This window comes from Streptomyces sp. NPDC001678, assembly GCF_042892945.1.
In the GTDB taxonomy this organism is placed as follows: Bacteria; Actinomycetota; Actinomycetes; order Streptomycetales; family Streptomycetaceae; genus Streptomyces.
This window is the reverse complement of the sequence record NZ_JBIAUP010000014.1, coordinates 87,589-113,583: the sequence shown is the minus strand read 5'-3', so window position 1 is coordinate 113,583 and position 25,995 is coordinate 87,589. Positions and strand designations below refer to the sequence as shown.

At 74.9% G+C, this 25,995-nt stretch carries 22 protein-coding genes; 8 read left to right on the top strand and 14 right to left on the bottom strand.

Translation table 11 applies throughout. The features are described from left to right. The first annotated feature begins 387 nt into the window (after nt 1-387). Nucleotides 388-987 (top strand): histidine phosphatase family protein, encoded by a 600-nt coding sequence (locus ACFYZR_RS26180; protein WP_391914360.1) that lies wholly within the window; start codon nt 388-390, stop codon nt 985-987. Nucleotides 988-990: 3 nt separating this feature from the next. Here ACFYZR_RS26180 and ACFYZR_RS26175 read toward each other — a convergent pair whose 3' ends face one another. Further along, nucleotides 991-1,854, bottom strand: a complete 864-nt coding sequence (locus tag ACFYZR_RS26175; RefSeq protein WP_391914494.1) for a 3-hydroxybutyryl-CoA dehydrogenase — start codon at nt 1,852-1,854, stop codon at nt 991-993. Nucleotides 1,855-1,865: 11 nt separating this feature from the next. Then, complete coding sequence (aceA, locus tag ACFYZR_RS26170; RefSeq protein ID WP_391914358.1) at nt 1,866-3,146, bottom strand: isocitrate lyase; 1,281 nt, start codon at nt 3,144-3,146, stop codon at nt 1,866-1,868. A gap of 222 nt (nt 3,147-3,368) precedes the next feature. Between aceA and ACFYZR_RS26165 the strand changes: the two genes are divergently transcribed. The 4 genes from ACFYZR_RS26165 (at nt 3,369) to ACFYZR_RS26150 (ending at nt 9,030) form a co-directional block, all read left to right on the top strand. Further along, complete coding sequence (locus tag ACFYZR_RS26165) at nt 3,369-4,772, top strand: short-chain fatty acyl-CoA regulator family protein (RefSeq protein WP_391914356.1); 1,404 nt, start codon at nt 3,369-3,371, stop codon at nt 4,770-4,772. Nucleotides 4,773-4,915: 143 nt separating this feature from the next. Beyond that, nucleotides 4,916-6,034: an alpha/beta hydrolase gene (locus ACFYZR_RS26160; RefSeq protein WP_391914354.1), complete on the top strand. Its 1,119-nt coding sequence runs from the start codon at nt 4,916-4,918 to the stop codon at nt 6,032-6,034. A 124-nt stretch (nt 6,035-6,158) separates the two neighbouring features. After that, nucleotides 6,159-7,661 carry a serine/threonine-protein kinase gene (locus ACFYZR_RS26155; protein ID WP_391914352.1) on the top strand — a complete coding sequence of 501 codons (1,503 nt, stop codon included), beginning with the start codon at nt 6,159-6,161 and terminating at the stop codon, nt 7,659-7,661. Nucleotides 7,662-7,683: 22 nt separating this feature from the next. Next, nucleotides 7,684-9,030: a DUF6777 domain-containing protein gene (locus tag ACFYZR_RS26150; protein ID WP_391914350.1), complete on the top strand. Its 1,347-nt coding sequence runs from the start codon at nt 7,684-7,686 to the stop codon at nt 9,028-9,030. On the opposite strand, the gene ACFYZR_RS26145 is transcribed toward ACFYZR_RS26150, so the two are convergent. The 10 genes from ACFYZR_RS26145 to ACFYZR_RS26100 form a co-directional block, all read right to left on the bottom strand. Next, on the bottom strand, nt 8,984-10,057 hold the full coding sequence (locus ACFYZR_RS26145; RefSeq protein WP_391914348.1) for a ferritin-like protein: 1,074 nt from the start codon (nt 10,055-10,057) through the stop codon (nt 8,984-8,986). The genes ACFYZR_RS26150 and ACFYZR_RS26145 overlap by 47 nt on opposite strands. Nucleotides 10,058-10,086: 29 nt before the next feature. Beyond that, nucleotides 10,087-11,973 carry a GMC family oxidoreductase gene (locus ACFYZR_RS26140; RefSeq protein WP_391914346.1) on the bottom strand — a complete coding sequence of 629 codons (1,887 nt, stop codon included), beginning with the start codon at nt 11,971-11,973 and terminating at the stop codon, nt 10,087-10,089. Further along, nucleotides 11,970-12,488, bottom strand: a complete 519-nt coding sequence (locus ACFYZR_RS26135) for a hypothetical protein (RefSeq protein WP_391914344.1) — start codon at nt 12,486-12,488, stop codon at nt 11,970-11,972. The genes ACFYZR_RS26140 and ACFYZR_RS26135 overlap by 4 nt, the downstream gene beginning before the upstream one ends. Before the next feature lie 117 nt (nt 12,489-12,605). Next, nucleotides 12,606-13,547, bottom strand: a complete 942-nt coding sequence (locus tag ACFYZR_RS26130) for a threonine/serine dehydratase (protein WP_391914343.1) — start codon at nt 13,545-13,547, stop codon at nt 12,606-12,608. A 118-nt stretch (nt 13,548-13,665) separates the two neighbouring features. Beyond that, nucleotides 13,666-15,207: an NADH-quinone oxidoreductase subunit C gene (locus ACFYZR_RS26125; RefSeq protein WP_391914342.1), complete on the bottom strand. Its 1,542-nt coding sequence runs from the start codon at nt 15,205-15,207 to the stop codon at nt 13,666-13,668. Between the two features lie 3 nt (nt 15,208-15,210). Next, nucleotides 15,211-16,902: a proton-conducting transporter membrane subunit gene (locus ACFYZR_RS26120; RefSeq protein ID WP_391914340.1), complete on the bottom strand. Its 1,692-nt coding sequence runs from the start codon at nt 16,900-16,902 to the stop codon at nt 15,211-15,213. An 8-nt stretch (nt 16,903-16,910) separates the two neighbouring features. Beyond that, the gene (locus ACFYZR_RS26115; RefSeq protein ID WP_391914338.1) at nt 16,911-17,630 is read right to left on the bottom strand and encodes a hypothetical protein; all 720 of its coding nucleotides are present in this window, start codon (nt 17,628-17,630) and stop codon (nt 16,911-16,913) included. A 6-nt stretch (nt 17,631-17,636) separates the two neighbouring features. Further along, nucleotides 17,637-18,599 (bottom strand): respiratory chain complex I subunit 1 family protein, encoded by a 963-nt coding sequence (locus ACFYZR_RS26110; RefSeq protein WP_391914336.1) that lies wholly within the window; start codon nt 18,597-18,599, stop codon nt 17,637-17,639. Further along, nucleotides 18,596-20,644 carry a proton-conducting transporter membrane subunit gene (locus ACFYZR_RS26105; RefSeq protein ID WP_391914334.1) on the bottom strand — a complete coding sequence of 683 codons (2,049 nt, stop codon included), beginning with the start codon at nt 20,642-20,644 and terminating at the stop codon, nt 18,596-18,598. Before ACFYZR_RS26105 ends, ACFYZR_RS26110 begins: the two co-directional genes overlap by 4 nt. A 67-nt stretch (nt 20,645-20,711) precedes the next feature. Next, nucleotides 20,712-21,194: an NADH-quinone oxidoreductase subunit B family protein gene (locus ACFYZR_RS26100; protein ID WP_391914332.1), complete on the bottom strand. Its 483-nt coding sequence runs from the start codon at nt 21,192-21,194 to the stop codon at nt 20,712-20,714. A gap of 433 nt (nt 21,195-21,627) precedes the next feature. Here ACFYZR_RS26100 and ACFYZR_RS26095 point away from each other — a divergent pair, with 433 nt between their 5' ends. Further along, nucleotides 21,628-21,957: a DUF6233 domain-containing protein gene (locus ACFYZR_RS26095; protein ID WP_391914330.1), complete on the top strand. Its 330-nt coding sequence runs from the start codon at nt 21,628-21,630 to the stop codon at nt 21,955-21,957. A gap of 105 nt (nt 21,958-22,062) precedes the next feature. Then, nucleotides 22,063-22,968, top strand: a complete 906-nt coding sequence (locus tag ACFYZR_RS26090) for a hypothetical protein (protein ID WP_391914328.1) — start codon at nt 22,063-22,065, stop codon at nt 22,966-22,968. Nucleotides 22,969-23,047: 79 nt separating this feature from the next. Here ACFYZR_RS26090 and ACFYZR_RS26085 read toward each other — a convergent pair whose 3' ends face one another. Next, complete coding sequence (locus tag ACFYZR_RS26085) at nt 23,048-23,461, bottom strand: hypothetical protein (RefSeq protein ID WP_391914326.1); 414 nt, start codon at nt 23,459-23,461, stop codon at nt 23,048-23,050. Between the two features lie 264 nt (nt 23,462-23,725). On the opposite strand from ACFYZR_RS26085, the gene ACFYZR_RS26080 reads away from it, so the two are divergent. Then, a complete protein-coding gene (locus ACFYZR_RS26080) occupies nt 23,726-24,955 on the top strand; it encodes a hypothetical protein (RefSeq protein ID WP_391914324.1) in 1,230 nt (409 codons plus the stop codon). Nucleotides 24,956-24,959: 4 nt separating this feature from the next. Here the strand turns inward: ACFYZR_RS26080 and ACFYZR_RS26075 are convergent, their stop codons facing one another. Further along, nucleotides 24,960-25,958: a DUF6528 family protein gene (locus ACFYZR_RS26075; RefSeq protein ID WP_391914322.1), complete on the bottom strand. Its 999-nt coding sequence runs from the start codon at nt 25,956-25,958 to the stop codon at nt 24,960-24,962. Between the last annotated feature and the right edge of the window lie 37 nt (nt 25,959-25,995).

Sequence of the window (25,995 nt, the reverse complement as noted above, 5' to 3'; positions counted from 1 at the left end):
CTGGGCGCCCGGCAATGCGGGCGCCCTCCGGAGCGCCACTGGCTATGGCGCACTGCGAGAGAGGGGGCGCCTATGGGGCGTCACCGCAAGGAGCGACCGACGTGGTTTTCCGGGACTGGAGCCCGGCGCGTGGCGAAGCGAGCTGCCGGGGCGGTTTTCACCGCCCTGGTCAGCTACGCCGTCCGTGAAGGGTTGAACCAGACCCTTGACCATAAGGACGGCCCGCTGTCCCACGAGCAACATGGGGCAGATGACCGTTAGCTCCTCGAAACCCTCGGCGACGGTAGCCGCCGTCGCTGAGGGTTTCACCATGCCACACCGCATGACGGGGGTGCAACGGCATCGCGCCGCCTGTCGCCCCACCCGGTCTCGGGCACAATCCGCCCCATGACCCTGCGCGTCCTGCTGCTCTCCCCCGCCACCGGCCCCGCCCTCCGCGCGGCCCGGTTCGACGACGACTCGCCGCTCGACGAGCGCGGCATCGCGCAGGCCCGCGCGGTCGCCGGGGCCGTGCCCCGCGCCTCCCGGCACCTCACCGCCCCCTCCCGTCGCTGCCGTGAGACGGCCGCCGGCCTGGGGCTCTCCGCGGAGCCCGCCCCCGGGCTCGTCGGCCTGGACGTCGGCCGGTGGCGAGGCCTGGGCCTCGACGAGCTGGCGGCCGCCGAGCCGGAGGCCGTGGCCGCGTGGCTGGCGGACCCCGCAGCCGCGCCGCACGGGGGCGAGTCGGTGGTCGCGCTCGTCGGCCGGGTCGGCGCCTGGCTCGACGGGCTCGGGAGCGGGAACGACGGGGAGAGCGACGACGGCGACGGCCGGGTGCTGGCCGTCGCCGAACCCGCCGTGATCCGGGCCGCGGTCGTGCACGCGCTCGCGCTGCCGCCGCAGGCGTTCTGGCGGCTGGACGTGCGGCCGCTGACGCTGACCGCGCTCAGCGGGCGGGCGGGCCGGTGGAATCTGCGGTGCGGGGAGGCACTGGGGCCCGCGTCGTAGCGGCTATGCGTACGGGTGGAACCCCCGGCCCGCCTTGCGGCCGAGCAGCCCCGCCTCCACCATCCGCCGCAGCAACGGCGGTGCCGTGTACAGCGGTTCGCGGAACTCCTCGTAGAGCGACTCCGCGATCGCCAGGACCGTGTCGAGGCCGATGAGGTCGGCCAGGGCGAGCGGGCCCATGGGGTGGGCGCAGCCGAGCTCCACGCCCGTGTCGATGTCACGGGCGGTGGCGAAGCCGGACTCGGCCATCCGGATCGCGGAGAGGAGGTACGGGACCAGCAGGGCGTTGACGACGAAGCCGGCCCGGTCCTGGGAGCGGATCACCCGGCGGCCGAGCGTCGTGGTGACGAACTCCTCCGCCGTGCGCCGGGTTTCGGCGCCCGTGTGGAGGGACGTGACGACCTCGACCAGCGGCATGACCGGCGCGGGGTTGAAGAAGTGGAGGCCGATGACACGGTCGGCTCGAGTGGTGGCCATGCCCAGCCGCATCACGGGGACGGAGGAGGTGTTGGTGGCCAGGACGGCCGCCGGATCCTCGACGATCTTGTCGAGGCCGGCGAAGACCTCCGCCTTGACGCCGGCGTCCTCCACCACGGCCTCGACGACGAGCTGCCGGTCGGCCATGTCGTCGAGGTCGGCGGTGAGGACGATCCGGGCGAGGGCGGCGTCGCGCTCGTCCGCCGTCGCCTTGCCCCGGGCGACGGCCCGGTCGAGCGAGCGGGTGATCCGCTCGCGCGCGGCGCGCACGGCCGTGGCGTCGGCTTCGCGGACGACCGTGTCGAGCCCGGCGCGGGCGCACACCTCGGCGATGCCCGCGCCCATCTGCCCGCCGCCGACGACGCCGACGCGGCTGATCGGGGTGCTGATCGGGGTGCCGGTCACCGGAACTGCTCCTCCTCGGTGGAGCCGCGCAGGGCGAGCGTCTCGGCGGCCGGGTTGAGGGCGGTGGACACCAGGTCGAAGTAGCCGGTGCCGACCTCGCGCTGGTGCTTGACGGCCGTGAAGCCCTGTTCCTGGGCGGCGAACTCCCGCTCCTGGAGGTCGACGTACGCGGTCATGCCGTGCTCGGCGTAGCCGCGCGCGAGGTCGAACATCGCGTGGTTGAGGGAGTGGAAGCCGGCCAGGGTGATGAACTGGAAGCGGTAGCCCATCGCGCCCAGCTCGCGCTGGAACTTGGCGATCCGGTCGTCGTCGAGGGCGGCCTTCCAGTTGAAGGACGGCGAGCAGTTGTAGGCGAGCGCCTTGCCGGGGTACCGGGCGTGGATCGCCTCGGCGAACTCGCGGGCCTGGGCGAGGTCGGGGGTGCCGGTCTCCATCCACAGCAGGTCGGCGTAGGGGGCGTAGGCCAGGCCGCGCGCGATGACCGGGGCCATGCCGGGCTCGACGCGGTAGAAGCCCTCCGCCGTGCGCTCGCCCGTACAGAAGCGGGCGTCGCGCTCGTCGATGTCGCTGGTGAGCAGGTTGGCGGCGAGCGAGTCCGTGCGGGCCACGATCAGGGTGGGGACGTCGGCGATGTCGGCGGCGAGCCGGGCCGCGTTGAGGGTGCGGATGTGCTGGGCGGTGGGCACGATGACCTTGCCGCCGAGGTGGCCGCACTTCTTCTCGGAGGCGAGCTGGTCCTCGTAGTGGATGCCCGCCGCGCCGGCGGCGATCATCGCCTTGGTGAGCTCGAAGGCGTTGAGCGGGCCGCCGAAGCCGGCCTCGGCGTCGGCGACGATCGGCGCGAGCCAGTCCACGTCGCCGCCGGAGCCCTCGGCGGTGGCGATCTGGTCGGCGCGCAGCAGGGCGTTGTTGATCCTGCGGACCACGGTGGGCACGGAGTTGACCGGGTAGAGGCTCTGGTCGGGGTAGGTGTGCCCGGCCTGGTTGGCGTCGGCGGCGACCTGCCAGCCGGAGAGGTAGACGGCGCGCAGCCCGGCCCGGACCATCTGCACGGCCTGGCCGCCGGTGAGGGCGCCGAGTGCGTGGACGTAGTCGAGCTCGCGCAGTTCGCGCCACAGCCGCTCGGCGCCGCGCCGGGCCAGCGTGTGCTCCTCGCGGACGCTGCCGGAGAGCCGTATCACGTCCTCGGCGCCGTAGGTCCGTTCGATGCCTTTCCAGCGCTCCTCGGTGGCCCAGCGCTCCTCGAGTGCCGCGGCAGCGGTTTCCACGTGCTCCATGTCCCCTCCTGATGTGAAGACTGCTGTGAAGTCTGCTGTGAAGACTGCGAAGAAACGGAATGCCTGCGAAGGCCGCCGGCCCGGCCCCCCTCAGGGCCGGGCCGGCCGTGCGACGACTCTCCCACCGGCACGGCAGGGCCGTCGACGATGGCCTCGTGCCAATTTCCGCGAAGGGTCCACGGCCACTTTGCGAACATTGCCAACACCGCTACGCTCGCGGGTATGGGCAGGACCTACGCCGGTGCCCGGCTGCGCCGACTGCGCGAGGAACGCGGACTCAGTCAGGCCGAGTTGGCCCGGCGGCTGGCCGTCTCCCCGAGCTATCTCAACCAGATGGAGCACGACGCCCGGCCGCTGACCGTGCCCGTACTGCTGCGGCTGACCGAGGCGTTCGGTGTGGATCCCGGGTTCTTCGCCGAGCGGGACACCAGCCGCCTCGTGGCGGACCTGCGGGAGGCGCTCGCGGACGGGCCGGAGGGCGGCCGGGTCTCCCCCGCCGAGCTGAGCGAGCTCGCCCACCGGCTGCCGACGGTGGCCCGGATCCTGCTCGACCTCGACCGCCGCAACCGCGCGCTCACCGAGCGGGTGGCCGAACTCGCGGGCGACCGGGGGCCGGACGAGGCCGCCGTCCTGGGCCGCACCCCGTACGACGAGGTGCGGGAGTTCTTCTACCGGCGGCAGAACTACCTCCACGACCTGGACACGGCCGCCGAGGGCCTGGCGGCCGGGATCGGGCTGCGGCGCGGTGAGGTCCGGCAGGCGCTGGCGGCGCGGCTCGCCGAGCGCCACGGCGTCCGGCTGGTCGCCGATGCCGAGCAGCAGCACCGCTACGACCCGGCCTCCCGGGTGCTCCACTACTCGCCCCGGCTCCGCCCCGGCCAGCAGGCCTTCCGGATGGCGACGCAACTGGCGCTGCTGGAGTACGGGCGGGAGCTCTCCCGGCAGGCGGCCGAGGACTTCGCGGAGGACTCCCCCGCCTGGACGCCCGCCCGGATCGGCATCGCCAACTACTTCGCGGCCGCGCTGATCCTGCCGTACGGCGTCTTCCACTCCGCCGCCGAGGAGACGCGCTACGACGTCGAGCGCCTCGCCGACCACTTCGGGGTCGGCTACGAGACCGTCTGCCACCGGCTGTCCACCCTCCAGCGGCCGGGGGCGCGGGGCGTGCCGTTCTCCTTCGTCCGCGTCGACCGGGCGGGCAACCTCTCCAAGCGGCAGTCCGCCACCGGCTTCCACTTCTCCCGGGGCGGGGGCACCTGCCCGCTGTGGAACGTCTACGAGGCCTTCGCCTCGCCCGGCCGGGTCCATGTGCAGATGGCCGCCATGCCGGACGGCCGGCGGTATCTGTGGACGGCCCGTACGGTCACCCGCTCCCGGGGCGGCTGGCACGAGCCCGGCAAGACCTTCGCCATCGGCCTGGGCTGCGAGATCCGGCACGCGCACCGGCTGGTCTACTCCGCCGGCCTCGACCTGGACGACGCGTCGGCCGCGACGCCCATCGGCATGGGCTGCCGGGTCTGCGAACGGCTGGACTGCCCCCAGCGGGCCGTACCGCCCCTGGGGCGCCGGCTGGCCGTCGACGAGAACCGCACGACCTTCGTGCCGTACCCGGTGGAACGGCCCTGACCACGGGCCCGGCCACAGGCCCCGGCCACCGAAGCGCGAGCACTCCGGTACGGCTATACGATGAAAAAGGCCCTTATACAGGAACCCGCGTCCCATCGTTTGCCCTCTCTCCAGGAGACCCCCCGTGAAGAGGAGCGACAACCGTGGGCCTTACGTCCCAGACCTTCCTGCTGACCCTGGTGGTCATAGCCGTCGCGGTGACCGCGCTGGTCCTGTGGCTGTGGCCGAGGGCCGCGAAGAAGGGGCCCCTGGCGTTCGCCTCCCGCCTCGGGATGCTCGTGCTGGCCCAGGTCTGCATCCTGTCCGTGCTCCTCGTCGCGGCGAACAACGAGTTCGGCTTCTACTCCACGTGGAAGGAGCTCCTCGGCCAGAACTCCCGCAAGCAGGCGCTGCAAACCGGTTCGGGCAACGGCAAGCGGCCCCCGGCCCTGACCGTCAAGGGCCAGGAGCCCGTCGGCCTCGGCCCGAAGGACAAGGCCGGGCAGGTCGACCGGATCGAGATCAACGGCCCGGTGACCGGGCTGAGCATGGACGGCTTCGCGTATCTGCCGCCCCAGTACTTCCAGAAGGGGCATGAGAAGGACACCTTCCCCGTGATCGTGGCGATCACGGGCCAGCCCGGCCAGTCCATCAACCTCATCACCAAGGCCAAGGTGCCCCAGGCCGCCTCCAAGGCCGTGATGGCGGGCGAGATGAAGCCGACGATCGTGCTGATGCTGCGCCCCTCGGTGGTGGCGGACCGCGACACCAACTGCACGGACGTGCCCGGCGGTCCGCAGGCGCTGACCTTCTTCAACCAGGACGTCCCCGTAGCCGTCAACGACGTCTACCGCGTGGACAACGCCCGGGGCGCCTGGGGCGCGGTCGGCAACTCCACCGGCGGCTACTGCGCGTTGAAGATGGCCATGACCGACCCCTACCGGTACGGCGCCGCCGCCGGTCTGTCCACCGACCTCTTCGCCCGCCAGGACCGCGACACCGGCGACCTCTACGCCGGCAACAAGCAGCTCAAGAACGAGTCCGACCTGACGTGGCGCCTGGAGCACATGCCTCCGCCCCCGGTCTCGCTGCTGCTGGCCGCCAGCGAGAAGGGCGAGGAGAAGTACTACGCGCAGATGGAGAAGTTCGCGGGGAAGGCCAAGCCGCCCACCAAGGTCGAGAAGCTGGTGCGCGAGGAGGGCGGCCACAACTTCGTCACCTGGCGCGAGGAATACCCCGTGGTGCTCCGCTGGCTCGACAAGGAACTCGCCACCCGCCGCTGAGCCGTGCGCACACGGCCTTCACCACCGGAGGGGAACGGTATCGGCAGGCACCACGTCCCAGCCAGTGTGGCCCGAATGCGCACGGCTCCGTACGCCGTACGCGGGGGGAAGGGGCGTACGGCAAATGGACACGGAACGCCGCAAACCACTGCTGGCCGGGCGCTACCGGCTCATGGAGCAGCTCGGCCGGGGCGGCATGGGCGTCGTCTGGCTGGCCATGGACGAGGTCCTGGACCGCGAGGTGGCCGCGAAGGAGGTCCAGGCGCCGGAGCGGATGAGCGCCGACGACGTACGCGTCCTCTACGCCCGGCTGAAACAGGAGGCCCGCGCGGCCGCCCGGGTCAGCCACCCCAACGTCATCACCGTGCACGACGTGGTGGAGCAGGAGGGCCGCCCCTGGATCGTGATGGAGCTGGTGCGCGGGCAGTCCCTGGACGCCGTGCTCCGCCGGGAGGGGGTGCTGACGGCCAAGGAGGCCGCCCGGATCGGCGCCCTGGTGCTCCAGGCGCTGCGCGCGGCCCACGCCGTCGGGGTGCTCCACCGCGACGTCAAACCGGCCAACGTCCTGCTGGAGTCCGGGGGCCGGGTCGTCCTCACCGACTTCGGCATCGCGCTCGTCGAGGGCGCGGGCACCCTCACCCGCACCGGCGACCTCATCGGCTCGGCCGAGTACCTCGCCCCGGAGCGGGCGGTGGGCAAACGCCCCGGCATCCCCTCCGACCTCTGGTCGCTGGGCACCCTGCTGTACGTGGCGGTCGAGGGGGTGTCGCCGTTCCGGCGCGGTGACGCCCTCAGCACGCTGCGGGCCGTCGTCGACGACCCGTTGGCGCCGCCCCGGCGGGCCGGCCCGCTGACGCCGCTGCTGGAGGGGCTGCTGCGGAAGGACCCCGCGCGGCGGATGGGCTCGGCCGAGGCCGAGCAGCTCCTGGAGGCCGTCGCCACCGGCCGGCTGACGGAGCATCCGGGGTATGTGCCCACGACCCTCGACGAGCCGGTGCGCGCCCGGACGGAGACCCCGGCCCCGGGGCCCCTGCCCGTACGGGAGACGCCACCGCCGTTCGCACCGACGCCGACGCCGTCCCCGGCGCCCGCGCCCACCCCCACCCCCACCCCCACGCCGACACCGACGTACGCCCCCACTCCCACGCCGCCTTCGCCCAGGCCCTGGGCCGGGCCCTCCCCGGTCGCCTCGCCGACCCCGCCGCCCGTACCGGTCGGGCTCCAGCAGGGGGGTCTCGCCACGCCCCTGGTCGTCCCGTCCTACGGCGATCCCCGCCACCCCTCGTACCCGGTGCGCCCGGATCCGGATCCGGGCGCACCGGATCCCGGGCGGCGGAAGGCGGCCTGGATCGTGGCGGCCGTCACCGCGCTGGTCCTGGTCGCCGGGGGCACCGCCGGAGTGATCGCCCTGCGCGACGCCGGGGACAAGGGCACGGGGACCCCGGGCGGCGGGCCCACCGCCTCGGCCTCCCAGGACACGGGCGGGGGTCAGGACGGGCAGAGCCAGGCCCCGGCCACCGGGGGGACCGGGGGCAACGGGGCCGGTGACCCGTCCCCGTCGCCCAGTTACGAACCATCTCCCAGCCCGCGGACGTCGTGCGGCGGTGGCTGGGTGACGTCGTGTTAGTCACGCTATCGGGGGTGTGAGTGTGCAACGGACCAGGATCGTCCCACTGCTGACGGTGCCCGTGCTGCTGGCCGGCGCGGGCCTGACGGCCTGCTCCTCGGACGGGGCGAAGCCGGCGAAGATCGCCCTGGAGGCGGCGGGGGTGGTCGCGGCGCAGCCGTTCGTCCAGGCCCCCGGGGCCGACATCCGGGGGGTCAAGGCCACCCCGGTGAACGGGGGCACCACCCGGGCCGACGCCAAGGGGGCCTTCGGCGGCACCCCGGGCCAGACCCACTGCGACCGGGCCAAGCTGATCGACCAGCTGACCCAGGACCCCGTGAAGGGGAAGGCCTGGGCCGACGTGCGGGGCATCGCCTTCGAAAGGATCAAGGATCACATCAACAATCTCAGCGAGAAAACCCTCACCCAGGACACCCTGGTCGAGAACCACAACTACCAGGGCGACGGCAAGACCGTCGCGTACCTCTCCGTCCTCCAGGCGGGCGTCACCATCCTCTGGGACGACTACGGGAACCCGGCTGTGAAGTGCAACTGCGGCAATCCGCTGGGAAAACCGGAGGACGTCGACCGGAAGGGGTCCACGTACACCGGGAACAGGTGGGAGCACTTCGAGGTCACCCAGATCACCGTGATCGAGGCGCGCACCATCGAGGAGGGCCCTCTGAAGGAGGTATCGCTCGTCGACGTCCGGCACCCCGACAAGGCCTTCGACCGGCCGGCCAAGGGCGACGGCACGACCGACGGCAAGCCGTATTCCCTGCCGTCGCCGAGCCCGTCGCGGCCGGGCGGGTCCGGGTCCCCGTCGGAGCCGGGGTCCGGGTCTCCCTCCGGTTCCGCTTCCGGTTCCGCGTCCGGCTCCCCGTCCGGGCCGGGTACGGACTCCCCGTCGGACTCCCCCTCCGGCTCGGGATCGGCCTCGGGACAGGGCCCGTCCTCGACCCCGTCCCACTCGGCCACCCTGCCGGGCAACGGCACCGGCGGTCACAACCCGTCGTCCGGGGGCGGGCAGACGGCATCCAAGCCGCCCTCGCACCCGGCGCCGTCACGGACCGGCGGTAGCGGCGGCGGTGGCGGCGGTACGCACACGCCCCCGCCGAAGTCGCTCGCCCCTCCGCCGCCCGCGTCCGGCCGGACGCCGGGCACGGCGCCGACGCACGCCACCACCGCCGCGCCCGCTCACACGACGGCCGTGGCTCCCCCGCCCGACCGCACCACCGCCGTGGCCCCGCCCGCGAGGACGGCGGCCCCGCCGGAACGGACGGCAGCTCCACCGGAGCGGAGGACGGAGGCCCCGCCGGAGCGGACGGCGGCCCCGCCGGCCGTCAACCCGCCGGCTCCGACCGGGCACGCGCCAACCGGCTATCAGTGATCTCGTACGTCGGCGACGCGTACAGCCCCCGCGCCCGCCGCTCCGGATCGGGGTGGGGGTTGCGGCAGAGCCACCCGGCGAGGTCGCGGAGCTCCAGCATGGTGGGCACGGTCCGGCGCAGCGCCCCGGGGTCGCCGGTGAAGGCCCGTTCCAGGACGCACAGCAGGAGCGCGTAGACGTCGTCGAAGCGGTCGGCGGCCCGCCGGACCTCACCGTCCGGCGGGTAGTCGCGGACCCGGGCGGCGGGGTCGATGGGGTAGGCGTCGTGCCAGGTCACCGGGAGTGCCGGGCCGGTCGGCCCGGTGGCGGGGGTGTCGTGGGGCCCGTAGGAGCGCTGCCGGAGGATCTCGTCGAAGCGGAAGTAGTGCGCGGGCTGCCGGGCCTCGCCGAAGAGCCGGTCGTCGGAATCGAAGACGGTCCGGTCGGCCCCCTCGCCCTGCTCGGTGATCACGCGCAGGGCGGTGAGCGCCGAGGCGAGGTCCGTGACGGGGAAGACCTCGCCGCCCGAGTCGTAGAAGTCCCGGGGCCCCACCTGGCGCGCGGGGTCGCCGTTGAAGAGCTCGCGCTCGCCGAGTTCCGCCGTCAGCCGGAGCACGCCCTCCCGGATGGTGCGGTAGAACTGGCCGACCGAGGTCCAGCCGTCGTCCTCGCGCACCGACGGATGGCCGGGCGGCTCGGCCACGTAGGCGGGCCGTTCGACGGCCAGGAAGGTCTCCAGCGCCTCGACGCCGAAGTGGCGCAGGGCGACGGTGACGCCGTCCCTGCTGAAGGGCAGCCGGGCGGGGTAGGCGCTGACGAACCGCGAGTGGGCCACGAGGGGTCGGCCGCCGACCGCGTTGAGGAGGTTGGCGACGAGCGTCATATGGAGCATCTCCTCCAGCACCACGCTCCGGATGACGAAGAAGGCGGGGCGGTTGGTGCCCGCCCGGATCGTGTGCATGGCGGTCAGATAGGGCGGGATGGTGAGGTGCTCCAGCGTCAGCGCGGCCTGGAGGAACAGCTGGAGGTCCGCGCGGTCGCGCGGCACCCGGAACGGCGGCTCGGCGAGAACGGCGGTCAGGTCCGTTCCTCCTTCCCTCGTGTGACGGGGACGGGCCGGTGCAGCTCCCCGAGGTCGCGGTCGACGGCCTCGGCGCTGCGCAGCGCGAGGGCGGCCATGGTGAGCGAGGGGTTGGAGGTGCCGACCGAGGGCATGCTGCCGCAGCCGACGGCGTAGAGGTTGGGGTGGTCCCAGCAGCGCTGCCAGGGGTCGACCACGGAGGTCGTGGGCGAGTTCCCCATGATGTGGGTGCCGGCCGCGTGGCCCGCGCCCTGGTAGACGTAGTCGTGTCCCTCGAAGCGGTACCAGCCGGGGGCGGCGGGCCCCGGCGCGTACGCGGTCCGGTCGTCGGCGCCCAGCAGGGCGAAGAGGCGGCCGGAGACGGCCCTGGCGGCGGCGATGCCGCGTTTGACGTGGTCGGAGAGGTCGTAGGTGAGGACGGGCCGCGGATTGCCGAGCGCGTCGCGCCGGCGGGGGTCGAGGGTGACGCGGTTGCGGCTCTCGGCGTCCTGTTCCATGGCGAACTGGAGGCACAGCTGACGGCCGACCTCGTGGCCCAGGGTCTCGCGCAGCGCGGTGCCGAAGAGGCCCGCGCCGCGCGGCGCCCCGGTGTCGGCCCCGATGCCGAGGAGGCGGGCGACGTCGCTCGCCGGGGCGCCGGTGGGCCAGCTCCACCCCCAGTTGGCGATCTCCACTCGGAAGGGGGCGCGGGCGCGCCGGGCGGGCCCGGTGCGGAAGCCCTCCAGGCCGGAGGTGGAGCCGGGGCCCCGGAACGGGCCGACGGGCCGGTCGAGCAGGCCCCAGGTGAGCAGGGTGGGGTGGTCCATGAGGTTGCGGCCCACCTGGTCGCTGCTGTTGGCGAGCCCGGAGAGCAGCAGCAGTCTGGCGTTCTCGACGGCGTGGGCGGCGAGGACGACGACGTCCGCCTCGGCGGTGTGGGTGGTGTGCGCGGGGCTCGCGGGGTCGTCGTAGCGCTGGTACTCGACGCCGAGGACGCGTCCGTTGCCCGCGACGAGGACCCGGTTCACCACGGCGCGGGCGAGGAGGGTGACCCGGTGGCTCCAGGTGGCCTGGGTCTTACGGGCGTCGTACTTCGCCTGCACGGGGCAGATGGGGACGCAGGAGGCGTTGCCGACGCACCGTTCGCCGTAGTTGGGCAGGCCGGTGGCGCCCACGGGCCGGTATCCGGGGTGCCGGGGGTCGGGGGTGCTGTTGCGGGCGTGCGGGGTGGTGACCACGCGCAGGACGGTCCCGGGCCCGTCCGGGGTCTCGTGGACGGAGGTGCCGTCGAGGCGGGCGGCGAGGACGCGGTCGAGGTGGCTGCGGGGGATCGGGCGCATCGGGTAGGCGTAGCCGGGTGGGAAGGGCAGGCCGATGGCGTCGCGCTGTTCGTCGGCGTCCCCGGCGGCGCCCAGGGCGTGTTCGGCGGCCCGGTAGTGGGGTTCCAGGTCGGCGTAGCCCAGGGGCCAGTCCCGTCCGTAGCCGTAGGCGGCGCGCACGGCGAAGTCGTCCGGGTGCATCCGGGGCACCAGGCCCATCCAGTGGAGGGTGGTGCCGCCGGAGGCGCGCAGGTAGTCGCTGGCGTAGGGCAGGGGGCCGTCCTGGACGAAGTAGCCGTGGGCCCGGTAGCCGCCGGACGGCAGGCCCTCCAGGTCCAGGACGTCCGGGGAGGGGGCGGCGGCGTTGGCCCGGTAGGGCGCGTTGGGGACCTTGGCGAGGGCCCCGTAGTAGGTGTTCAGGGCGTCGAGGTGGCCCGGCCAGGTCTCCAGGGTGCGGGTGCCGGCCTCCAGGACGAGGACGCGCCACCCCCGGTCGCCGAGTTGTTTGGCGACGAGGGAGCCGGCGAGCCCGGCGCCGACGACGACGGCGTCGTGGCGGCGCCCGGTGGGCTGACGGGCGGTCATGCCGTGCCCTCCGTCGCCGTGCCCTCCGCCGCCGGGTCGGGGGCGCCGGGGGGCGGGTCGGCCCAGGTGCCGAAGCCGGGCGGCCGGGCGCCCGGCGGGTGGCCGTGGAAGGTCCGCCAGGCCAGGCCCTCGGTCCAGGCCTCGGGCGAGACGACGAAGGCGGTGTTGGGTTTCTCGCGGCCGAGCGCCGTGTGGGTGGCGCGGGCGAGGGGCGGCCAGACGCCCAGGTACCACAGGTGGGTGATGGCCCGGGCGATGTCGCGCGAGACCTCGTCGGCGAGGGCGCCCGGGTCGCCCCCGGCGGCGGCCAGGTCGTCGAGGAAGCGGCCCACGGCCGCCCGGCCCAGCTGGTCGAGGGTGGTGTCGTGGTAGAGCCGGACCATGCCGGTGCCCCGGAGGTCGAATTCGTCGAAGCCCGTGAGGCGTACGGACAGTTCGACGAACCCGGCGCATTCCGGGGGCACCGTGGCCGGTGCGGCGGGTGTGGGCGGTGGTGCCGTGTGCTGGGTGTCCATCCGTACTCCCCCGTCCATACGACTGCCGCATTTCTAGCGGACCGTCCGCAATGGGCGGAAGAGGGGTGAACGCCCTTCATTCCTCGCGGTGGCGGCCGGGGGCGTACCCCTGGTTCCTCAGCGTCGTACGAGGTCGCTGGGGTCGGTGTTGGCGCCGCAGACCACCACGGCCACCCGCTCGCCCTCGGCCGGCGTGTACGCGGCGTCCGCTCCCCCGGCCAGGGCGGCGAGGGCGGTGGCGGCGGCGTGTTCGACGGCCAGCCTGCGGTCGTCCCAGAGGTCCTGGCGGGCGCGGACGATGGCGGTGTCGGGCACCAGCACGGAGCGCACGCCCGGATCCCGGGCGATGGCCAGGGCGGTGCGGGAGGCCCGGCGGGCGCCCAGCGCGTCGGCGGCGACGGAGTCGACGGGCACGTCGACGACCCGGCCGGCCTCCAGCGCGGCGTTCAGCGTGCGGCAGCCCTCGGGCTCGACGGCGACGGTCCGCACTCCGTGGTGGCGGGCGGCGGTGGCGACGCCGGAGAACAGCCCGCCGCCGCCGACCGCGACGACCACGGTGTCCAGCCCGGGGACCCGGGCCCGGATCTCGTCGACGAGCGTGCCCGCCCCGGCCGCGATCAGCGGGTGGTCGTAGGCATGACTGGCCAGGGCGCCGGTGGTCGCGGCGAACTCCTCGCAGGCCGCCAGCGCCTCGGCGTACTCGGCGCCCACCAGACGGACGTCCGCGCCGTAGCCGCGCAGCTTGGCCACCTTCACGTGGGGCGCGTTCTCGGGCAGGAAGACCGTGGCCCGCACGCCCTGGAGCCGGGCGGCCCACGCACAGGCCAGCCCGGCGTTGCCGCCGGAGGCGATGGTCACCCCGGCCTCGGGCAGCGTGCCGGCCTCCCGGTGGGCGGCGAGGAAGTTGTAGGCGCCGCGCGCCTTGAAGGAGCCGGTGTGCTGCATGTGCTCCAGCGCCAGCCAGACGCCGTCGCCGCCCTCGACGACGGCGACGGACCGGGTGCGCCCCGCCAGTCGGTCGGCGGCCCGCTTGATGTCGTCATAGGTGAGATCACACACGGCCTGCTCCTTCGAATGAATGGATCACTCCACGGTACGGGATCGTTTCCGGTGGCCGCTGGGCCGGATGGCCCTGCTTTTACCGGTCATTCGGCGGGATACGGGTGCTGACGCCGTCTCAGAGATCATTGCCCGCGTAGGAGAGGTTGAAGCTCTTGTTCGCCAGGGGGAAGTCCGGGACGATCGTGTCCGCCAATGCAACCGGCAGCGCCGGCCAATTGAAGAACGACGGGTCCACGATCTTCACCCGGCTCAGTACGGGGCCCGGGCCGAGCTCGACGCGGGTGGCGATCGTGCCGCGCCAGCCCTCGACGAGCCCCACGCCCGAACGGGGGCCGGGGGCCGCCGGGTCGCCCTCCGGCGGCGGGGCCACGACGGCACCCGGCGTCAGGCCGTCCGCGAGGTGGCCGACCAGGGCCAGCGAGGTGTCGGTCTCCTCCGCCCGGACCAGGAACCGGGCCAGCACATCGCCGCCCGAGTGGACCGGGACGCGCAGCGCGGGGCCGTAGTCGTACAGCGGATGGGCGATGCGCGCGTCGGCGGACAGGCCGCTGGCCCGTGCCACATAGCCCAGACAGCCCAGGTCCCGGGCGGCCCCGGCGGCGAGCCGGGCCGTGCCCGTGAAGCGGTCCCGGACGGTGGTGTGACCCAGGGCCAGCTCCACGATCGAGCGGATGTCCTCGCCGAGCGCCCGCATCCGGCCCGGGCCGGGCAGGGACCGCAGCCACGCACCGCCGAGGACGACGCCGCCGCGCAGCAGCCGGTGCCCGGTAACCTCCCGGTTGAGCCTCAGCAGCTCCTCCCGGACGCGCTGGGCCTGGGCGTTGAGCACGCCGTGGCCGACGTCGTTGCACAGCGCGCCCAGGTCGGCGACGTGGTTGTGGAGCCGTTCGAGTTCCAGGAGCAGCGCCCGCGCGCGACGGGCGGCGTCGGGCACCCGGACGGCGAGGGCCTCCTCCACGGCCAGGCAGTAGGCCAGCGCGTGTCCCACGGCGGTGTCGCCGCTGACCCGCTCGGCCAGCGGCAGCCCGCGCCCGGGGGTACGGCCCTCGAAGAGCTTCTCGACGCCCTTGTGCGTGAACCACAGCCGGGCCTTCAGCTTGATGATCGTCTCGCCGACCACGGAGAACCGGAAGTGGCCGGGCTCGATCAGCCCGGCGTGCACCGGGCCGACGGGGATCTCGTAGACGCCGTCGCCCTCGACCTCCAGGAAGGGGTACGGGCCCTCGGGCTCGGCGAACGGCGGGGGCGGTCCCGCGTCCGGGCTCATCGGGTACCAGCCGCGCGGCCAGTGGAAGTGCCGCACGAGCCGGTGGGGCAGCGGGTGGTCGCGGGGGACGATGCCGTACAGGTCGCGCGTCTCCCGCTCGAACCGTCCCCCGGGGAAGGAGAGCCGGGCCAGCGTGGGCAGTTCCGGCGCGTCGGGGTCGAGGCGCACATGCAGTTCGGTACGGGTGTCGGGCGGGCCGGAGACGAAGAGGTGGACGACCCGCACGGCGCGGTCGCGCTCGCCGTGGGCCGGGTCGTGGTGGGCGGCGACCAGGGCGAGACGGTGGCCGGCGCGCAGCAGTCCGGCGAAGCGCGCGGGCAGTCCGGCGACGTCGGTGTCGATGACGGTCCGTGATCCGGCGCCCGTGGTGCCCGTGTCGAGCGGCTTCATGGCTCACCGCCCTCCGACGATCGCCGCGGCGTCGGCCAGCAGCCCCGTGAGCGGCCCGGTGGTCACGCCGAGGGCCGCGCACAGCAGCAGCCCGACGGCCGGCGGGATCGCCTCCGAGGCGGGCAGCCGCGCGGGCGGCCCCGGCAGGGGCGGCGGGCCCAGCAGCATCCGGGCCGTCCGGGCGCCCAGCGCGGCGAACGCGACCAGCAGCAGGAGCAGCGCGATCCCCATGACCGCGCCCATGCCCGCCGCGAACCCGGCCCGTACCAGCCCCAGTTCGGCGGCGAACAGGGCGAACGGGGGCAGCCCCAGCAGGGCGAGCACGGCCAGCGCGAACAGGGCGCCCACGGCGGGCGCCTGCGCCAGCAGCCCCCGCACCCGGCCGATCCGGCTGGTGCCGCGCAGCCGCAGCACGTGCCCGGCCGTGCGGAAGGCGACGGCCTTGGCCAGCCCGTGCCCCGTGATGTGCAGCAGCATCGCGGAGGCGGCGAGCGGGCCGCCGACGGCGGCGCCGAGGGCGATCAGGCTCATGTGCTCCATGCTCGAGTAGGCCAGCATCCGCTGGTGGTCGCGCTGCGCCAGCAGCAGGGCGGCCGCCAGCGCGAGGGTGAGCAGGGCCGTCGCGGTGAGCAGGGCGCGGGTCCAGCCGGGGCCGAGGGCGGCGTCCGCGATCACCTTGTAGCGCAGCAGGGCGGTGAAGGCGACGGCGGACAGCACCCCGGACATCAGCGCGGAGACGGGCGCGGGCGCCTGGCCGTAGGCGTCGGGGAGCCAGGCGTGCAGCGGGGCGAGCCCGGCCTTGGCGCCGAAGCCGAGGACGATCAGGCCGGTGCCCAGCCGGGTGACGGCCGGGTCGAGCTCCCCCGCGCGGGCGGCGAGCGCGGGCCAGTCCAGCGCCGACGCCTCGGGGATCCCGGCGCGGCGGGCCGCGTAGTAGAGGAGCACGGTGCCCAGGAAGGCCAGGGCGATGCCGGCCGAACAGATCAGCACGTACTTCCAGGCGGCCTCGACGGAGGCCCGGGTGCGGCGGTGGCCGACCAGGAAGGCGGTGAGGATCGTGGTCGCCTCGATCGCGATCCAGACGATCCCGAGGTTGGCGGCGAGCACGGCGGTGGCGAGCGTGCCGAGGAAGGCGTGGACCAGAGCGTGGTAGCGCCGGGCGGTCCGGGCCTCGGGCCCGGACGCCGCGCAGGCGAGGACGGCCACGGCGCCGACCGTCAGCAGCATCCACACGCTGAGCGCGTCGGCGCGCAGCCCGTACGCGGCGACGGGGCCGTGCCGGGTGACGGTCCGGGCGAGCGCGACGGCGCAGGCGAGGACGGTGAGGGGGGAGAGGAGCGCGAGGTGGGTGACGAGCGGGTGCGTTCTTCCCTGACCCGCCGCTTCCCGGCCGTTCGGCACGCGCCGCGATCGCCCCCGGCCGGGGCGCCGGCCCGTCTCCCCGGTCCCGGCGCGCTCCGGGGGGCCGGGCGCGGAGCCCCCGGTTTCGGGAAGGGGCGGGGAAGGGGAGGAGGCCACCGCCCCCGCGGCCACCCGCTCGCGCTCGGCCACCGCCCCGCGTTGCCGCGGCGGCCGTGCCGCGCCCGGCGCGGCGGCGGCCCGCCGGCGTGCCCCCGCCAGGGCGAACGCGGCGGACACCGCGAACGGCACCCCCACCGGCGCGGCCAGCAGCACACAGGTCGTGGAGTGGGTCATCGATTGGGTCATCGGTCGCAGAGCTCCCGCAGGTCGTCGATGCCTGTCCCGCCGAAGGCGGCCCGCATCCGGGTGGTGAGGATGCCCAGCACCAGCACCGCGAGGAGCACGTCGAAGGACACGCCGAGCTCGACGATGAGCGGGACCCCGGAGGCGGCCAGGAACGCGGTGGCGGTGATGCCGTTGTCGAGCAGCAGGAAGCCCACCACCTGGGCCAGGGCGCGCCGCCGGGTGACCAGGACGAAGAAGCCGATGAGGACGACGGCCAGGCCGACCGGCAGGGCACGGGTGGCGGGCGTGGGATGGAGGGCGACCAGGGGCCTGGCGACGGCGTAGGCGAGGAGGGTCAGCAGGGCCGCGCTCAGCAGGGAGGCCGCGACGTTGACGAGCGGCTGTGTCTCACGGGCCTCGCTGACGTCCTCCGCGTAGTGGTGGCCCGTCCCGCCGGCCGGTGACGCGGGCCCGGTCGCGACGGCGGTCAGGGCGCGCCGCATCAGCAGCGGCAGCAGCCCGGCGCGCAGCAGGCCGATGCCGACGGCGACCGCGAGCAGCTCCCAGCGGCTGTCGTGCCCGTCGAGGAGAGCGGCGATCCCGGCGAGCGCCACGCCCTGGAGGGCGAACACCCGGACGATCGAGGCGAGCTGGCGCAACCAGAGCACCACCACGGCCGCCAGCAGGAACGCGCCGCAGACCAGGTCGAGGAGCTGGGCGTGGAGGGTGCCGGGCACGGCTCGTCACGCTCCCGTCAGGAAGTAGGAGGCGGTCACCGCGAGGAGGGCCAGCAGCAGGGAGCCCGCGAGGAGTTCGGGGACCCGGAACAGCCGGACCTTGGCCCAGCACACCTCGGCCGCCGCGAGGGCGGCGCCCAGCACCGCGACCTTGGCGGCCAGGAGCGCGATCGCGAGGGCGACGGCGAGCGGGGCGGCGGTGGTGGCGATGCCCCAGGGCGCGGCGAGCGTGGCCAGCAGCCCGAGCAGGACGGCGAGCCGCATCTGGGCGCCGAGTTCGACGAGCGCGAGGTCCGGGCCCGCGTACTCCAGGATCATCGCCTCGTGGACCATGGTCAGTTCCAGGTGGGTGGTGGGGTTGTCCACCGGGAGCCGGCCCGTCTCGGCCAGCACGGCGAGGGCGAGGGCGGCGGTGGCCAGCAGCCCGGACGGGGAGGCGAGCCGGTCCGCGTCGCGCAGGCCGCCGGAGACGATGGCGGCCAGGTCGGTGGAGCCGGCGGGCAGCGACAGGGCGAACACGGCCAGCAGGATGGCGGGTTCGACGAGGGCGGCGACGGTCATCTCCCGGGAGGCGCCCATGCCGCCGAACGCGGTGCCGGTGTCCAGCCCGGCCAGGGCCAGGGCCACGGTGCCCAGGGCGAGCAGCGCGACGACGAGGATGAGGTCGGAGCGGCCGGTGGCGAGGGTGGCGGTGCTGGCCAGCGGCATCAGCGCGGCGACCACGGCGGTGGTGGCGACCAGCAGGGCCGGGGCGACGCGGAAGGCCGGGCCGGTGCCGGTGGGGGTGATGGGCTCCTTGCGCAGCAGTTTGCGCAGGTCCCGCCACGGCTGCCGGACGCCCGCCCCGGCCCGGCCCTCCATCCGGGCCCGTACCTGCCGCATCAGCCCGGTGAGCAGGGGCGCCCCGGCGACGACCGCCAGGACCTGGGCGCACATGGCGGCCGCCCCGGCGGCGGTGTGGCCCGTCACGGGCGGACCGCCAGGACGAGGAGGAGGGCGACGAGGCCGCAGAAGCCGTAGCCGAGGTAGAGGTGGACGCTGCCGGTGGCGAGCCGCCGGGAGGCGTGGCCCAGGGCGGAGAGGGCCTCCAGCAGCGGCCGGTAGAGGCGGTGTTCGAAGCGGTCGGGGACCCGGCGGCGGAACCGTACCCGTTCGACGAGGTACGCGGATTCGGGGGCGGCCGTCACCCGGACGTCCTGTTCGGGCGCCAGCACCCGGTCGAAGACCCGTTGGAGGGGCTCGGCGAACGAGGTGGCGGTGTAGGCCATGCGGGCGGTCGGGGCGCCTCCGCCGCAGTCCCACAGGTGGGCGTTGTGGCGCCGGCGGCGGCGTGCCGCGAGCCGGGTGAGCGCGGCCGCGGTGACCAGACAGGCCGTCAGCGCGCAGGCGGCCCACAGCGGGGAGAGGGTGGTGGCGAGGCGGTCCAGACGGACGCCGAGGGGGCCGCCGGTCAGCGGCGGGCCGTCGGCGAGCCCCGCGGCGGCGACCGCCGCGGACAGCCCGTCGCCGAGGACGCCGGGGACGAGCGCGAGGGCGGCGCAGAGGGCCGCGAGGAGGCCCATCCCGGCGAGCAGGGCCGGGGGGCTCTCACGGGCCTCCGCGGCGCGGGGGCCGCGTGGCCGGGCGAAGAAGGCGACGCCGAGGGCCTTGACGAAGACGGCGGCGGCCAGTCCGGCGGACAGGGCGATCACGGCGACGGCCGGGGGCAGCACGAGGGCGGTGACCAGGCCGGGTACGGCCAGGCCGTGGATGAGGGACTGGAGCAGGAGCCATTCGCCGAGGAAGCCGTTGCCGGGCGGCAGGGCCGCGGCGCCGAGCGCGGCGAGCGCGAAGAGGCCCGCGGTGACGGGCATCCGGGAGCGCAAGCCCCCCATGCGGTCCAGGTCGCGCAGGCCGGTGGCCCGCAGCACCGAGCCCGCCGCGCAGAACAGCAGGCTCTTGAAGGCGGCGTGGTTGACGAGGTGCAGCAGGGCGGCCGCCAGGGCCAGCGCGGCGGGGGCGCCGCCGCCGGCGTCGGCGAAGAGCCCGGCGGCGCCGACGCCGATGAGGGCGAGGCCGAGGTTCTCGGAGGTGGAGTAGGCGAGCAGCCGCTTGAGGTCGGAGGCCATCGCGGCCTGGAGGACGCCGTACGCGGCGGAGAGCGCGCCCGTGGCCAGGACGCCCAGCCACCACCAGCGCGGCCCGCCGTCCAGCAGGTCGAAGCCGGTGCGGACGAGACCGTAGATCCCGAGGTTGACCATGGCGGTGCTCATCAGCGCCGAGACGTGGCTGGGGGCCTCGGGGTGGGCGCGGGGCAGCCAGGGGTGCAGCGGCACCGCGCCCGCCTTGGCCGCGAACGCGGCGGCGGTCAGGACGAAGACCGTGCCGCGGACGGCGGAGGGCAGTTGGTGGGCGCCGTCGCGCAGCGCGGTGAACGTCTCGCCGCCGGCGCGGGCGGCGAAGAGGGCGGTGCCGGCCAGGAGCAGGAGGAAGCCGAGCTGGGTCATGACGCCGTACCAGAGCCCGGCCGCGCGGACCGCCGCCCGCGCGGCGGGCGGTCCGCTCCGGTGCCCGGCCAGGACGAGCAGCAGGGAGGTGAGGGCCATCAGCTCCCACAGCAGCAGGAAGGAGCAGACGGACGCGGCGGCCGGGACGAGCAGCAGGGTGAGCGCGAAGAGCGGCAGTACGGCCTGGGCGGTGCGGGAGGCCGCTCCGTGGCCGGTGTGCCCGGCGGCGTATCCGATGCCGTAGACGGCCACGGGGAGGATCACCCCACCGGCCACGGCCATGAACAGGCCGGACAGGGCGTCCACCGCCAAGTGGACCCCGGTGGGCGGGAGGAGGCCGGGCAGGAAGGCCGACCAGCGCGCGCCGCGCAGCGCGGCGGTGCCGGCCGCGAGCCCGGCGGCGCCCGTCCCGGCGACGCAGACGCCCGACGCGACGACACGGGCCCGGCCCGGCAGCGCCGCCCCGCACAGGGCCCCGGCGGCCGCGCAGGCGACCGCCGCCGCGACGGCGGTCCCGATGACGCTCACTTGGCCGCTGCCCACGGGCCGCGGGCGGGCCCGGTATCCGGGGGCTCGCCCCCCGTCGTCGTACCGCTCACCGGCCGGCCACCCTGCGCAGCGCGGCCACGATCCGTTCCGGCTCCGGAGGGCAGCCCGGCACCTCCAGGTCGGTGGGCACCACATCGGCGACCGCGCCCTCGACGCCGTACCCCCCGGCGAACTCCCCACAGTCGAGGGCGCAGTCGCCGACGGCCACCACGAGGCGGGGCCGGGGCATGGCGGCGACCGTGCGGCGCAGCGGCTCGGCCATGTTGCGGGTCACGGGGCCGGTGACGAGCGCGACGTCGGCGTGCCGGGGCGAGGCCACCAGGCGGGCGCCGTACCGCTCGGCGTCGTACACCGGCCCGAAGGCGGCGGCGATCTCGATCTCGCAGCCGTTGCACGACCCCGCGTCCACGCAGCGGACCTGGACCGAGCCGCCCAGGTCCCTGGCGGCGCGTGGCGGGCCGGCGGTGGGTGGTGGCGGGGCGGCCTCCGCCACCCGTCCGGTGTCGCGGATCTTGCGCAGCAGGCCCATGCCGCCTCCCTCGGAACTCCCCGGCGCCCGGTACCGCCGCGCCGTGGGACTGAGTAGTAAACGGCCGCACCCCCCTCAGGGGTTACGGGGGCCCGGGTCGTTTCACCACCGCCCGCGCCGTTGCCGCCGGGGTCGCACCGTGAGGGGTCCCGGGGCCCGTCCGCCGGGAAATACCGGGCGTTCACGAGGACAGGTGATAACGGAATGGCCAAGAGGCCGGCGATGCGTGTACCGGCGGTCGACACCTATGGATAGACCCGCGTCCTATGCCACTCGGGGGAAAGGCGGCCGGAGCTGCACATCGTATGACCAGCCGATCGTCGCCGTCGCCGAGCGGATGCCGTTTCCGCTGGTCAAGCCCGCAGGTCAGCACCGTGGGCCATTGCCCGGAACCGGGCTCGCCCGGAGTCCTCCGCTGCTACTGTCCCGCCTCATGGAGACCCTCTTCACTGCTGAGGAACTCGTCCGTATCGAGGCCGCCGCGCAGGAATGCGGCCTTTCCGTGCGGGATTGGGTGCGCGAGGTCGCGCTCCAGCGCCTCAAGGGCGAGTGGCGCCACGACCTCGAGGACGCGATCTGGCCGGTCACCGTCCACCGCCGGCCCGGCGGCACCCTCCAGGAGCTGCACCACGCGGGCTGCTGGGTGCCCCGGGGCGGTGAGGACACCCTGACCACCGCGGAGGCCCGTGAGCGCGCGGCCAAGTTCGACGTCCGGTTCTGCGACGCCTGCGAGCCCGAGAGGTTCCTCGTCCCCTTCGACTGACCGTCCGTCATCCCGCCCCCGTCCCACCGCCCGTGAGCGAGCAGTGGGCGCACCCCATTACTCTGTCCCCCTCAAGATCGATTAGGTGGGTGGGGGAAGTACGGCATGAGGGTGTGGACGCGCCTCACGGGGTGGGCGACGCTGCTCACCGGTTACGCGACCGTCCTGCTCGGGGCGGCCCCGTTCCGGGAACTGCCGCCCAAGCGGCATCAGTTGGGGCTGATCGGCGCGACCGCGTCGTGCGCCGCGTGCTGGATCGTCGCGTCGCTCCTGGCCCGCGCGCACCGGCGCAAGGCCCTGCGGAAGAAGACCTGGCGCAGGCGCTACGAGCCCTGGCCCGAGCCGCGGCCGTCCCGGCTGCTCTGCTGGGCGCTGGGCTTCGGCATCGCGCTCACCAGCGCCGCCGCGCTGTGCCAGGGCGTGGGGCCCGATGGCGCGGAGGGCGAGTGGCTCGCCAAGGCGGCCCGGTCCGGCGGGGTGACGGGCGAGGTGCGCGTGGAGCGGATCGTGGGTGAGCCGCGCCCCACGGACGTCGAGATCAACGACACCGACGAGTACGCCTCGACGATCGTCGCCACCGTCCCCTTCGCCTCGGGCGCCCGGCAGGTGACCGTCGAGGAGGTGCACACCGGCGGCAAGCCCGAGGCGGGCCGCACGGTGGAGCTGATCTATGTGCCCGACCGGCCCGAGCTGGGAGCCCGTCAGGCACCCGGCAACGACATCGGCACCTTCGCCGGCCGCATGATCCTGCTGCCGCTCATCTGGACCTTCGCCCTCGCGGCGGGATTCGTCACCGGCCTTGCCCTGCACCGCCGGGAGCCCGGCGTCCGCTACGCGCGTCGATTCGTGCCCTGGGTCCATCTGCCCGCGGCCCTCCTCCTGGTGTGCGGGGCGGGGCTCGTCCTGCCCCTGCTCATCGGCTTCCCCGACACGGAGACCGGCTGGGCCCTGGCGGCCGCGAGCGCCACCACGCCGTGGCTGGCGCTGGCCTGGGTGGCGAGAACGAGCTGAAACGCGCCGAAACGAGCTGAAACGCGCCGAGCGGGGCCCGCGTCGGCGGGCCCCGCTCGGCGGGAGGACGACCGGCCGGTCAGGAACGACGGCGCCGGAAGGCCCGGCGGATCATGAGGATCACCAGCACGATCACCGCCACCACGAAGAGGAAGGCGAGGATCAGGATGATGAGCAGGGCCACGCCCAGCTTCGCGAAGAAGCCCTTCTTCTTTTTCTTCTTGTCCTTGGCCAGCGTCGTGTGACCGTGCTTCTTGTGGGAGGCGGCGACGGCCCGGTGGCCCTGCGACGCGTCCGCGGCGCCCGTGCCCACCGCCGCCGTGCCGGCCTCGGCGGCCGCGACGGAGACGACCCGCGCGGTACCGGCCGACGGGCTCGCCGCCGTCGCGGGCGTCGCCATCAGGACGGCGCCCAGGACCACGGCCACCAGGGCCGAGATCCTGCGGGCCGTCCGGCCTCGGTACCGTCCGTCGGTCTTCCGCTCGTACTTCATCCGCGCCCCCTGTGTCTGGTGCTGTGGCTTTCGTCGCTCCGCGAGCCGCGGGGCGCATCCATTATCCGCACACCCGGACACCGCCCAGCAGGGCGCGTCCACGGCCCCCGGAGGGGCACACACCGCGCGCGGACCATAAGTACGGCCATATCGGGATTGATGGCGCCGGGGGCCGGACAGGGGTGGGGAATGCGGGCCGCGTCGCGCGGACCGGAGCCTAGAGTTGCGTCACGGGCTCCCGAAACGGCCGGAAGGAAGAACGCGTTGGATCAGCCGACCCATGGTTGTGTTCTGCTGCTGGACGGCACCCCCGACCGGCGGCGGGGCGCCCTGCCGAACCCGACCGCCCACGCCATCGCAGGAGCGAACCCCCGTGGCTTCCTCGCCGCCGCCTCGGCCGACGTGGTGCAGCTCCCCGCCATGGCCGGACCCCAGAGCGTCCTCGCCTACCTCCAGGACGCCGTCCGGGTGCCCGGACCGCTGCTGATCTGGATCACCGGCCATCTGATGGTCCCGGCCCGCCGCGGCACCGAACTCCACCTGGCGCTCCGCGAGAGCACCGCCGCGACCGTCCGCTACACCGGGCTGCCCTGGCAGTGGCTCACCCGGACCCTGCGCGAGCACGCGGGACCGACGCTGCTCCTCGTCGACGCGGAGGCCGACGCCCACGCCTGGCCGCAGGTGACCGCCGCCGCCCACGACGGCCGGCTCGCCGACGGCCTGGCCCTCCACGGGATGATCACCCCCACCCCGGCCAAGCCCTCGCTGGAGGCCGGGCCCTACACCCGCTCCTTCCTCACCGCCCTGTCCGTCGGGCACCCCACGGCCGGGCCCGTCCTCGACCCGGCGCTGCCGCACCAGCTGGCACTGACTCAGGCCACGCTGCCCGAGGGCTTCCTGGCCCTGGCGTACGGCGACGCCGGGCCCGTCCTCGCCAACCGGGCGGCCCCGCCGCGCGCCGCGGCGCCCCCGGCCGCACCCGTCACGCCCGCTTCCGCACCCACGCCCGCGTCCTCACCCGCACCCGCTGCCGCCGTGCCCGCGACGGCGCGTCAGGAGCCGGCGCCGCAGGAGGAGGATCCGCTGCCGGGCATCCTCGCCGCCGCCCACGCCGGGCGGCACAACGAGGCGGCGGCCATGGCCGCCGCGTGGGAGCAGCAGACGCTGCGCCGCCACGGCCCCCACAGCCCCGAGGCCGCTCTCTGGATCGAGGTGCGGGCCGACCTCGCCCGGCTCGCCGGGGACCATCCGCGCGCCACCGAGCTGTGGCTGTCGGCAGCCTCCCACCGGCTGGACCGGGGCGGCCCGGCCGACGCGGAGGCCCTCGCCGCGCTGAAACGGGCCCACTACTGCTGGCAGCACAGCGGCGACCGCGCGGCACGGCTGGCGCCCGCCCTGCTCGCGCTGTGGGAGCGGGTGCCGGACAGCGAGGAGGCCGCCGCCGACGTACGGGCGCGCCTGACGGGGGAGATGCCGCCGGTGGGCTCGCGCTAGGCCCTCACCCACCCCGTCGGGTCGTCCACCAGCGGGCCTTGTACATGCCACCGCGCAGCAGGGTCCGGGTGCCGTCCGGGCGGTAGAGGACCAGCGTGGTGGTGCACCACGAGCAGGAGTGGCCCGGCTCGGGGCGGGAGAGCAGGATCCGGCCCGTGGCGGGGTCGTCCCCGATGCTCTTGACGTCCGGTCCGCTGATCCTCGACTGGAGCGGATAGCCGACGAACGCCTGCTCGTCCGTCGCGTACTGGTACACCGCCGACGCCGTGGTCACCCACAGGTGCCCCGGTCTGCCCAGTACGGGCGCCAGGTCGTGCCCGCCCCGCGTGGGCAGGGCCACGCGCCGGACGACGGTCAGCTCCGGCTCCGCGGCCGGCCCGTCCACCCGCAGGGCGACGAGCTGCCGGCTGCCCAGCGCCCACAGCAGCCGGGTGCGCGGGTCCCAGTGCACCCCGTGCGCCCCCGGCAACGGCGTCTGCGCATGGCCCGTGGCGCGCGAGCCGGCGGAGGCCGCGTACACCCGGACGTAGCCGCCGGTGCTCGCCGCCACGGCCACGTTCCCGTCGGGCAGCAGGTCGATGCTGTGGGCGTTGCCGGTGCCGGTGTCGGCCGCCCAGTACACCTCCCGGTCCGGGTAGCCCACCACGGCGGCCAGTCCGCCGGAGGCCGTGGCCAGCAGATAGCGTCTGCCGTTCAGCGACCGGAACTTGACCTCGCTCGGGTTGGTCCACGTCGTGCCGGGGTCCAGGTCGGACAGTTCGGACCGCCCGTCCGCGCTCCACGACCAGAGCACCCCCGGATCGCCCTCGTCCTGGGCGTCCCACCGGGGCCGCGCGGAGTCCAGGACGTACACGGACCGCGTCGCCTGGTCGGCGGCCACGATCGGCGCGGCGGCCGCGCGCTCCCCCGCCCGTCCCGCCCGGGCACCCGCAACGCCCGGTGCCGCGAATGTCAGCGCCGCCGCCAGCAGGACGGCCACCGGCCCGCTCACCCCTGTGTTCACGACGCACAGCGTCGGGCCGGACCCCCCGGACGGACGC